Annotated in this window: 11 protein-coding genes; 5 read left to right on the top strand and 6 right to left on the bottom strand. The window is 65.5% G+C overall.

Going from position 1 to position 8,788, the window contains the following annotated elements; all coding sequences use genetic code 11:
* Positions 1-33: 33 nt before the first annotated feature.
* Entirely contained in the window at positions 34-1,026 is a 993-nt protein-coding gene (locus ACQKPS_RS25715; protein WP_427606031.1) for a bile acid:sodium symporter family protein, read from the top strand.
* A 123-nt stretch (positions 1,027-1,149) separates the two neighbouring features.
* Here the strand turns inward: ACQKPS_RS25715 and ACQKPS_RS25720 are convergent, their stop codons facing one another.
* Together ACQKPS_RS25720 and ACQKPS_RS25725 are read right to left on the bottom strand one after the other, a co-directional pair.
* Positions 1,150-1,743, bottom strand: coding sequence for a DUF4157 domain-containing protein (locus ACQKPS_RS25720; protein ID WP_427606033.1), 594 nt, complete (start codon positions 1,741-1,743; stop codon positions 1,150-1,152).
* The gene (locus ACQKPS_RS25725) at positions 1,730-2,293 is read right to left on the bottom strand and encodes a TetR/AcrR family transcriptional regulator (RefSeq protein WP_427606035.1); all 564 of its coding nucleotides are present in this window, start codon (positions 2,291-2,293) and stop codon (positions 1,730-1,732) included. The genes ACQKPS_RS25720 and ACQKPS_RS25725 overlap by 14 nt, the downstream gene beginning before the upstream one ends.
* An 86-nt stretch (positions 2,294-2,379) precedes the next feature.
* Between ACQKPS_RS25725 and ACQKPS_RS25730 the strand changes: the two genes are divergently transcribed.
* Together ACQKPS_RS25730 and ACQKPS_RS25735 are read left to right on the top strand one after the other, a co-directional pair.
* Positions 2,380-3,111 (top strand): SDR family oxidoreductase, encoded by a 732-nt coding sequence (locus ACQKPS_RS25730; RefSeq protein WP_427606037.1) that lies wholly within the window; start codon positions 2,380-2,382, stop codon positions 3,109-3,111.
* 26 nt (positions 3,112-3,137) lie between these two features.
* Entirely contained in the window at positions 3,138-3,731 is a 594-nt protein-coding gene (locus ACQKPS_RS25735; RefSeq protein WP_254485184.1) for a 2-hydroxychromene-2-carboxylate isomerase, read from the top strand.
* 39 nt (positions 3,732-3,770) lie between these two features.
* Here ACQKPS_RS25735 and ACQKPS_RS25740 read toward each other — a convergent pair whose 3' ends face one another.
* The 4 genes from ACQKPS_RS25740 to ACQKPS_RS25755 all read right to left on the bottom strand — a co-directional run bounded on the left by ACQKPS_RS25740 (position 3,771) and on the right by ACQKPS_RS25755 (position 7,259).
* Positions 3,771-4,316, bottom strand: coding sequence for a cupin domain-containing protein (locus ACQKPS_RS25740; protein ID WP_054887330.1), 546 nt, complete (start codon positions 4,314-4,316; stop codon positions 3,771-3,773).
* Positions 4,317-4,394: 78 nt separating this feature from the next.
* Positions 4,395-5,600 (bottom strand): MFS transporter, encoded by a 1,206-nt coding sequence (locus ACQKPS_RS25745; RefSeq protein ID WP_313202377.1) that lies wholly within the window; start codon positions 5,598-5,600, stop codon positions 4,395-4,397.
* A gap of 82 nt (positions 5,601-5,682) precedes the next feature.
* Positions 5,683-6,216 carry a cytochrome b gene (locus tag ACQKPS_RS25750; RefSeq protein ID WP_313202378.1) on the bottom strand — a complete coding sequence of 178 codons (534 nt, stop codon included), beginning with the start codon at positions 6,214-6,216 and terminating at the stop codon, positions 5,683-5,685.
* The gene (locus ACQKPS_RS25755; RefSeq protein ID WP_427606040.1) at positions 6,213-7,259 is read right to left on the bottom strand and encodes a catalase family peroxidase; all 1,047 of its coding nucleotides are present in this window, start codon (positions 7,257-7,259) and stop codon (positions 6,213-6,215) included. Before ACQKPS_RS25755 ends, ACQKPS_RS25750 begins: the two co-directional genes overlap by 4 nt.
* A gap of 130 nt (positions 7,260-7,389) precedes the next feature.
* Here ACQKPS_RS25755 and ACQKPS_RS25760 point away from each other — a divergent pair, with 130 nt between their 5' ends.
* Positions 7,390-7,911 (top strand): sigma-70 family RNA polymerase sigma factor, encoded by a 522-nt coding sequence (locus tag ACQKPS_RS25760; protein WP_283725331.1) that lies wholly within the window; start codon positions 7,390-7,392, stop codon positions 7,909-7,911.
* Positions 7,908-8,660: an anti-sigma factor family protein gene (locus tag ACQKPS_RS25765; protein WP_427606043.1), complete on the top strand. Its 753-nt coding sequence runs from the start codon at positions 7,908-7,910 to the stop codon at positions 8,658-8,660. Before ACQKPS_RS25760 ends, ACQKPS_RS25765 begins: the two co-directional genes overlap by 4 nt.
* Positions 8,661-8,788 lie beyond the last annotated feature (128 nt).

Here is an 8,788-nt window from a genome sequence, read left to right on the forward strand (position 1 = left end):
CATGCCCTGCACAACGACAAGATGGAAACTGTTATGAAGTATTTGCGCATGTTGTTCGACAACTTCACCTTGTGCCTGCTCGGGGTGGTACTGATCGCCACCGTGCTGCCTTGCTCGGGCGACGGCGCGGTGTATTTCGGCTGGCTGACCAACCTGGCGATCGGCCTGCTGTTCTTCCTGCACGGTGCCAAGTTGTCGCGTGAGGCAATCATTGCCGGCGCTGGTCATTGGCGTCTGCACCTGCTGGTGTTCTCCTGCACCTTCGTGATGTTCCCGCTGCTGGGCCTGGCGTTCAAGCCGCTGTTCGTGCCACTGGTGGGCAATGAGCTGTACCTTGGCGTGCTGTACCTGTGCGCGCTGCCAGCCACCGTGCAATCGGCCATCGCCTTCACTTCGCTGGCCCGCGGCAACGTGCCGGCTGCCATCTGCAGCGCGGCGGCTTCCAGCCTGATCGGCATCTTCCTGACGCCGCTGCTGGTGATGATGCTGTTGGGCGCCAGTGGCGATACGGGGTCGGGGCTGGATGCCGTATTGAAGATCACGCTGCAGTTGCTGGTGCCTTTCGTGGCCGGGCAGATTGCACGTCGCTGGATCGGTGCGTGGGTCAAGAAGAATGCCCGCTGGCTGAAGAGCGTCGACCAGGGTTCGATCCTGCTGGTGGTGTACACCGCGTTCAGCGAAGCCGTGGTCACCGGCCTGTGGCACACCGTTTCGCCGCAGCACCTGGCCGGGCTGTTCGCCGTCTGCGGCATCCTGCTGGCGGTGGTGCTGTTCGGTACGCGCCTGCTGGGCAAGCTGCTGGGCTTCAACCTGGAAGACCGCATCACCATCCTGTTTGCCGGGTCCAAGAAGAGCCTGGCCACTGGCGTGCCAATGGCCCAGGTGCTGTTCGTGGGGAGCGGCATCGGCGCGATGATTCTGCCGCTGATGCTGTTCCACCAGATCCAGCTGATGGTGTGTGCGGTACTGGCGCAGCGCTATGCCAGCCGTGAGCAGGCGGGTGAGGGCGCTACCGCTTCGTCCTGATCGCTAGATGTTGCCTGTACTGGCCTCTTCGCGGGTAAACCCGCTCCTACAAGTACTGCACCGCTTTCGAGGCCGGTGAAGGTCCTGTGGGAGCGGGTTTACCCGCGAAGAGGCCGGTGCAGGTCATCGAGCCTGCCCCGAACTGCGCTCGCGCAATGCCTTGCCCACCTCGGCCTCGATCTTGTAGGCCGGACCCTCCAGCTCTTCATAGTTGCGCGTATAACGCCGGGCAAACTCATTCACGCCCAGCTGCTGATATTGCTGCACATGCTTCAGCTCGTGCGCCCACAAGGCCACGTTGTCCTCGGCATCGCTGGCGTGACGGAAGATGATGGTGTCGATCAGGGTGACCGCGTTCACGTCCGGGTTCTGCAGCATGGCGTTGGCCGCCGTGACTTGCTGCTCGTCGCCGACCCGGTAGCGCGCTGCATCGAGTACGGCAAAGTCATACCAGGGCTCCAGTTGTGCGCGGATGTGCAAAGGGATCGGTTGACTGCCGCTGGCAGTGGCCTCGTCGCGCGCCTGTTGCAAGGCAAACGCCAGGCTGCTCGACGCTACGGTCTCGACATCCTGCAGTATCTGCCCGGCCTGGCCGGGGTCGATCGGCGCGCAGAAACAGCCCATCAGACACACCTGGTACTGCCCGGCCGGGCAGGCCTGTTCGGCCAGGGCGGGCGCTGCCAGCAGCAGCCCCAGCAGCAGGCTAACGGGCTTCATTCAATGCCCCGTCGACAAAGCCTTTGCTGGCATCGAGCAACTGCTGTTGCACCTCCTCACTGGCCAGCATGCGCCCAACCACCAGGGCGCCGACACACTGGCTGATCAGCACCCAGGCCAGCGCCGGGTCTTCAAGGGTTTCGCTCCATGCCCCATGCAAGGCGACCAGCCAGTGCTCGGCCTCTTCGCGCACAGGCTGGTCGGCGCGGGCGATTTCCACCCCTAGCGGTGGCAGCGGGCAGCCGCCCTCGGCATTGTGCAGGTGTGCCAGGCTCAGGTACTGCTGCAGGCAACGGGCCAGGCGTTCGCGGCTGGCCCCCTGATTGGCCAGGCGGGCCAGCGGGCTGTTGCACAGCTCTTGGCGGACCACCTCGGTGAACAGGTCGTCCTTGGACGGGAAATGGTTGTAGAAGGCACCGCCGGTCAGGCCGATGGCCTTCATCAACCCGGCCACGCCGGTACTGGAAAAGCCGCCACGCTTGGCCAGCGCGCCGCTGCTGGCCAGCAGCTTCTCGCGGGTCTGCTGCTTGTGTTCGGTGGAGTAGCGCATGCACGACCTCTTCGCGCTGCTTGACGATGGGGCGAGCATAACATAGCGTTCGTTTACTAAACGATCATTCACTAAAAGGGTCAGGCATGGCAGAACAAAAAAAAGTGGTGCTGGTGATCGGCGCCGGGGACGCCACCGGCGGTGCAATCGCCAAGCGCTTTGCACGTGAGGGTTATGTCGCCTGTGTCACGCGCCGCCAGGCCGATAAGCTGCAGCCGTTGATCGACGAGATCCGCGCTGAAGGGGGCCAGGCCCATGGTTTCGGCTCGGATGCGCGCAAAGAGGAGGAAGTTGCCGAGCTGGTCGAAACCATCGAACGTGATATTGGCCCGATCGAAGCCTTTGTCTTCAATATCGGCGCCAACGTGCCGTGCAGCATCCTTGAGGAGACCCCGCGCAAATACTTCAAGATCTGGGAAATGGCCTGCTTCGCCGGCTTCCTCACCGCCCAGGCCGTGGCCCGGCGCATGGTCACCCGTGAGCGCGGCACGATCCTCTTCACCGGTGCCACCGCAGGCACGCGTGGGGCTGCCGGTTTCGCCGCCTTCGCCGGGGCCAAGCATGGCCTGCGCGCCTTGGCCCAGAGCATGGCGCGCGAGCTTGGCCCGCGCAACATCCACGTGGCCCACGTGGTGGTGGATGGGGCCATCGACACCGCGTTCATTCGTGACACGTTCCCTGAACGCTACGCGCTGAAGGACCAGGACGGTATTCTCGACCCGGCGCACATCGCCGACAGCTACTGGTTCTTGCATGCCCAGCCCCGGGATGCCTGGACCTTCGAACTGGACCTGCGTCCATGGATGGAGCGTTGGTAAGCCTGCCTGAGCAAGGAGCGTGACGTATGAGCAAAACTGTGGAGTTCTACTTCGACCTGGGCAGCCCGGCCAGTTATCTGGCCTGGACCCAGCTGCCTGCCCTTTGCGCCCGGCATGGTGCGGCCCTGGTCTACCGGCCCATGCTGCTGGGTGGGGTGTTCCAGGCCACCGGCAACGCATCACCGGCGATGATCCCTGCCAAGGGCCGCTACATGTCCATCGATCTCGGCCGTTACGCCCGCCGTTATGGCGTGCCGTTCGGGCTGCCGCCGGGGTTCCCGGTGAACACCCTGACCCTGATGCGCGGCACCCTTGGCATGCAGCTTCGTGCGCCAGCGCAGTTCGACGCGTTGTTGGCCGTGCTGTTCAAGGGGCTGTGGGAACACCGGCGCAACTTGAGTGATGCCGCGGTACTGGATGAAACCCTGCGCCAGGCCGGCTTCGACCCTGCGGCATTTCATGCGCTGGCGGCGGATGGCGAGGTCAAGGCCGAACTCAAGCGAGTGACCGAGGAAGCGGTTGCACGGGGTGTGTTCGGTGCGCCGACCTGCTTTGTCGACGGGGAGATGTTCTTCGGCCAGGATCGCCTGGATTTCGTCGAAGAAGCGTTGAGCCGTTGAAGCTGGATGGCCTCGCCACGGGGCGAGGCCAAACCTGGCTCAGAAATTCGCCGGGGTGTTGGCGCTGATGATTTCTGCCTCGTCCGGGCCAATGTTCTTGAAGCTGTGCGGCAGGGTAGTGGGGATGTAGTAGCCATCGCCCGAGTTGAGGATGCTCACCTGGCCATCGACCCACAGCTCCACGGTGCCACGGGTAACCAGGCCACATTCTTCGCCTTCGGCATGGACGATCGGTTCGCCGGAGTCGGCGCCAGGGGCATACAGTTCACGCAGCATGCGCATCTGGCGGGCCTCGACGCTGGCACCGACCAGCAGCATGCGCAGGCCGTTGCGGCCCAGGTCCGGCTGCTCGCTGGCGCGGAACACGAAGCGCTCTTCGCGCACCGGTTCGTCGAAACTGAAGAACTCGGCCAGGGTCATGGGGATCCCTTCGAGGAGTTTTTTCAGGGAGCTGACCGATGGACTGACACGGTTCTGTTCGATCTGCGAGATCGTCGAATTGGTCAACCCGCTGCGGCGGGCCAGTTCCCGTTGGGAGAGGTTGTTGCGTTCACGCACCAGTTTGAGTCGCGTCCCCGTGTCCATAGCCGCCTTGTAATCAGAGGTGTTTAAAATAATTAGCGACGCATTAAAACATACTCTGCACGCTTGCGCGCTGTGCTTTCAGGCGCGTTGGTCACGTGGCAGCGGCCATAGCCCGACAAGCAGCAACAGCAGTGCCACCGCCACGAACGGCAGGCGTGGGTCCAGGGCGTAGACCAGCGTTCCGGCCAACGGGCCGATCACCGCCCCCATGCCTTGGGCTGCGCCGATCGAGCCGGCGGTGGCACCTTGTTCCGAGGCCTGCATGGCATTGGCTGCCAGCGCGGAAAACGCCGGGAATACAAAGCCCATGCCGGCCGCAGCAACAAAATAGCAGCTCCACAGCCAGGGCGCCGCGGTGGCCAGCGCGCCAGCGGCGAAACCCAGCGCCGAGACGCTGGCACCGACGCGGATCATCTTCAACGGCGGCCACTCCAGCTGGCGCAGCAGCACCTGCGACAGGATCAGCGCCACCCCGACGGTGGTCAGCGCGACACCGGCAGCCTGCGCGGCATCGGTCGGTGCCAGTTGCAGGCGGTCGAGGGCGAAGAAGCCGACGACGATCTGCGAAACCGTGACGCTGAGCATGGCGCTGAACGCCACCAGCAGTGGCCGGCGCAGGCGGGCGTCGCTGAGCCGAACCGGGCTGGGTGCATGATGCTGGGCGAGGGGCTGGGGTTTGAGCTTGAACAGCAACACCAGGAAGGCGCTGGCCGGCAGCAACGACATGATGTGAAACGGCAGGCTGAGGCTGTGCTGGGCCAGCACGGCTGCGAGCGCCGGCCCTACCACCAGGCCGACGGCATTCGCCGCGCCCAGTGAAGCCATGGCCCGTGCCCGGCGCTGCGGTTCGACATGGTCGGCGATCAGCGCATTGCAGCCCACCGGTATGGCAGCGTAGAAGGCGCCGATGCAACCGCGCGCCAGCATCAGCCCGACGAACGCCAGGCCCGCCCCGGGCAACCAGCGCAGCGCACCTTCGACGAACAGGCACAGTAGCCAGTAGGCCAGGGTGAAGCCAGCGCTGCCCATCAGCAGGATGCGGCGACGCCCCAGGCGGTCGGACAATCGCCCCCAAGGGCGCGCGAGCAATACCCAGACCACGCCGGCCACCGTTACCGCCGCGCCTGCCTGCCAGGTGGCCATGCCCAGCAGGCGCGAGATCGGCCCGATCAGCGCGACGAAGGCCATCATCGACATGGTGCAGGCCATGTTGGCCAGCAGCAGCGGGCGCATGTCCAGGGTATTGGCAGGGGCAAGCACGGCAGGGTCCTTTGCGGCGTTCATCGGGCAGTCCAGAGCAGGTCGACAAGCTAGCTGTCGAGATGAGTAAGAATGGTCATGGTCGAGCCCGCCCGGCGTCAGCCTGTCATTCGCTGCGCCGCCCGTGGCCTGGCCACATGCTACGCAACACGCCGTCCCGACGCACCCACGCATGCATCAGGGCCGCGCCCAGATGCACCAGCACAGTACCGAACAGCAGGTAGCCGGCCCAGCCATGGGCCTGGCGCAGCACGGCGTACAGCTGCAGGTCGTGCGGGGCGATCGCCGGCAGCTGCAGAGGGCGTGGATAGCCGCCCGCCGACAGCATCGCCCAGCCCAGCAGCGGCATGGCCAGCATCAGGGCGTAGAGCAACAGGTGCGAGGCGCCTGCGGCAACACGTTGCGAGGCAGGCAGGTCGGCCGGCAAGGGCGGATGTGGCAAGCTCAGGCGCAGGCCGATGCGCACGATCACCAGTAACAGCAACGCCAGGCCTGTGGCCTTGTGCAGTTCGACCAGCAGCGGGTGGCGCGTTGACAGGTCGCCGACCATGCTCACGCCAATGAACAGCATGCTGATGATCAGGATTGCCATCAGCCAGTGCACCAGGCGCGCCAAAGGGTGGAAGACTTCAGGTTTCATCGCTGTGCTCCTGCGCCGAGGGACTCGCGGCTGCGGCGGTTGAAGGATTCCGAATAGGCCGCCGAACGGGCGGCGAGGATCGGGTCGGCGGACGGTTCGATGCCACCGGGCAGGATCAACGGGTCGAAGTTCAGGTCACGGCAGGCGCCTTGTTCGGGGGCGTCGACCTGTTCGACCACCAGGGTGCCGGCGTCGACGCTACGGCGTTCGGCCGGCCAGGGACGTGCCGGGTCGTCCACCGCATCGCCCTGGTCGGCCAGCACCAGGCGCAGGGTCCAGCGCAGTGGCCCTTGGGCCAGGCGCTGTTGCAGGTCGTGCTGGAGGAACTGTTTGTCGTCGACCTGGCCGGGCAGGGCGGTGAAGGGTGTTTGCGGTTCCAGCTGCCAGCGTACCGGGTGCGCCGTGCCGTGGGCGTCAATCAGGCGGAAGGCATTGATGCTGTGGTACTGGGTGCTGGCGAAGCTGTCGCTGGGTTTGTAGTTGGCCGCCCACTGGCGAAATGCCGCGCTTTCCGGGTGGGCGGCGAAGAATGCCTGCAGCTTTGCCGGGTCTGGCTTGCCAGTGGCCGGGTCTGGCGCGCCGGCCAGCACCTGGTCGTAGAAGCCTTGCGGTGTGCTGACCGCCAGCACCGGCGGGTTGTTCATGCCGGTACGCCAGACTTGGCCGTCATCGGTGCTCAGCTGGATCGCCAGGCTGCGCACCGGTATGCCGGTGTCCGGGGCGAACGGGTTGGCACCGCCGATGGCGAAGCGGCCGATCACCGGCACCCGCGCCTGGCTGAAGGCCCGTGCCGTCGACAAGGTTGCGGCCTGGCCGCTGGGCTCGAAGTAGCCACTGACGCACAGGCCTTTGGCGTGGTTCTTGCGATAGCCTGGGTAGTGCCCGGCCTGGGCCTCGAAGGTGTCGATGATGCGTTGTGGCGTCAGCTGCTGCCCGCCTATCCAGCCTGCGGCATAGGCGAAACCGGCGCCCAGCGCCAGCATCACGGCGCCGATGCCGGCCAGGCGCAGCGCTTTGGCGGGGCCTTGCAAGGGTGAGTTCATGGTGGTCATCCGGTTCAGTGAAGGTGGCGGTACGACGGCCTGGGGAAAAACTTATTCCCCCCGGCGGGAATAAATTTTCTTGCCGGGCGTCTGCCCCTACACTGACAACCCCAGCGCCCGGTACCTGACCATGCACGATCTGGACGAACAGCAATGGCGTGAGCTGTTGCAGCGCTTGCGCCGCTTTGCCCTGTGGCTGACCCGTGAGCCCGGCAGTGCCGATGACCTGGTCCAGGCCACGGTCGAGCGTGCCTTGAGCCGCCGCGGCCAGCAACGCCAAGCCGAGGCGCTGCGCGCCTGGCTGTTTACCATTCTTTATCGGCTGTTTCTCGATGCCAAGCGCCGCGAGCGCTTGCATGCCCGCTGGCTGTCGTGGTTCGGCCGCAGCGCGGTGGAGCATGAAGCGCTGGGTGATAACACCGAGGACATCGTCCTGGCCCAGGCCGACTTGCAGGCCTTCGCCCAACTGTCGACCGAACAGCGGGCCTTGCTTTTGCTGGTCAGCATCGAGGGGCTCAGTTACAAGGAAGCGGCGGCAGCCCTGGAAATCCCTATTGGCACGGTGATGTCGCGCCTGTCGCGTGCCCGTGCAGCCTTGCGTGAACTGACTGAAGGCAACCCCCAGCCGCCGGCTTTGCGGAGACTCAAATGACACGCCTGATTCCTGGTGAAGACGAACTGCACGCCTACATCGACGACCGCCTGGAGCCCGCGCGGCGCGCCGAGGTGCAGGCCTGGCTGGCGGCCAACCCACAGCAAGCGGCGCGGGTCGAGGCCTGGCGCAGCGATGCCCGGCGCCTGCGTACGGCCTTGGCAGGGTTTGCCGAGCAGCCTGGAGCAGCCACGCTCGACCTGCGTCAGGTACAACAGCGGGTGCGCCAGCGCCGGCAGCGACGGCTGGCTTCGGCGGCGGTGTTGCTGCTGGCCATGGGTGTCGGCGGGCTGGGTGGCTGGCAGGCGCGGCAGGTGACCTTGGCCAGCAATGAATTGCCGATGGCCGATGCGGTGCAGGCCCATCGGTTGTTCGCCGGCAGTGAGGCACTGGATATCCAGGCCAGTGACCCGGCGCAACTGCGTGACTGGCTGGGCCGGCATTTCAGCCGCGTGGGGCAGTTGCCGGACCTGGAGGGTTACGGTTTTCAGCCGGTGGGCGCGCGGTTGCTCAGCAACGAACAGGGGCCGGCGGCGCTGCTGGTGTTCCAGGACCGCAACGGCCAGCGCATCAGCCTGTTCCTGCGCTCGCCGGGTGATCGTTATGAGCGCATGCCGCAAGGGCAACGGGTGGATGGGCAGCTGGAGGCGCGTTACTGGTCGCATGGGGCGTACAACTTTGCCCTGGTCAGCGCGGCGGACGATGGGCGGGGAGCGGGGGTTGGGGAGGCGTTGCGGTTGGGGTTGTAGCGGGGGTGTAGGGCTTGATGCATGCGGGGGATTTGAGATCGAGCGCCGCCCGCGCGGCGCATCGCGGATAAATCCGCTCCTACATTTGTTGCAACGTGCCGAACCTGTTACGCCATGGTTGTCAGCCT

Origin of the sequence: Pseudomonas sp. NPDC086566, assembly GCF_050280885.1 — a bacterium.
GTDB classification, from domain to species: Bacteria; Pseudomonadota; Gammaproteobacteria; order Pseudomonadales; family Pseudomonadaceae; genus Aquipseudomonas; species Aquipseudomonas vlassakiae.

What these genes read in the sequence shown, in the direction of transcription:
- ACQKPS_RS25720 (WP_427606033.1), bottom strand. Translation starts at nt 1,743, where the DNA reads ATGAAGCCCGTTAGCCTGCTGCTGGGGCTGCTGCTGGCAGCGCCCGCC.
- ACQKPS_RS25715 (WP_427606031.1), top strand. Translation starts at nt 34, where the DNA reads ATGAAGTATTTGCGCATGTTGTTCGACAACTTCACCTTGTGCCTGCTC.
- ACQKPS_RS25730 (WP_427606037.1), top strand. Translation starts at nt 2,380, where the DNA reads ATGGCAGAACAAAAAAAAGTGGTGCTGGTGATCGGCGCCGGGGACGCC.
- ACQKPS_RS25740 (WP_054887330.1), bottom strand. Translation starts at nt 4,316, where the DNA reads ATGGACACGGGGACGCGACTCAAACTGGTGCGTGAACGCAACAACCTC.
- ACQKPS_RS25765 (WP_427606043.1), top strand. Translation starts at nt 7,908, where the DNA reads ATGACACGCCTGATTCCTGGTGAAGACGAACTGCACGCCTACATCGAC.
- ACQKPS_RS25760 (WP_283725331.1), top strand. Translation starts at nt 7,390, where the DNA reads ATGCACGATCTGGACGAACAGCAATGGCGTGAGCTGTTGCAGCGCTTG.
- ACQKPS_RS25725 (WP_427606035.1), bottom strand. Translation starts at nt 2,293, where the DNA reads ATGCGCTACTCCACCGAACACAAGCAGCAGACCCGCGAGAAGCTGCTG.
- ACQKPS_RS25735 (WP_254485184.1), top strand. Translation starts at nt 3,138, where the DNA reads ATGAGCAAAACTGTGGAGTTCTACTTCGACCTGGGCAGCCCGGCCAGT.
- ACQKPS_RS25745 (WP_313202377.1), bottom strand. Translation starts at nt 5,600, where the DNA reads ATGAACGCCGCAAAGGACCCTGCCGTGCTTGCCCCTGCCAATACCCTG.
- ACQKPS_RS25750 (WP_313202378.1), bottom strand. Translation starts at nt 6,216, where the DNA reads ATGAAACCTGAAGTCTTCCACCCTTTGGCGCGCCTGGTGCACTGGCTG.
- ACQKPS_RS25755 (WP_427606040.1), bottom strand. Translation starts at nt 7,259, where the DNA reads ATGAACTCACCCTTGCAAGGCCCCGCCAAAGCGCTGCGCCTGGCCGGC.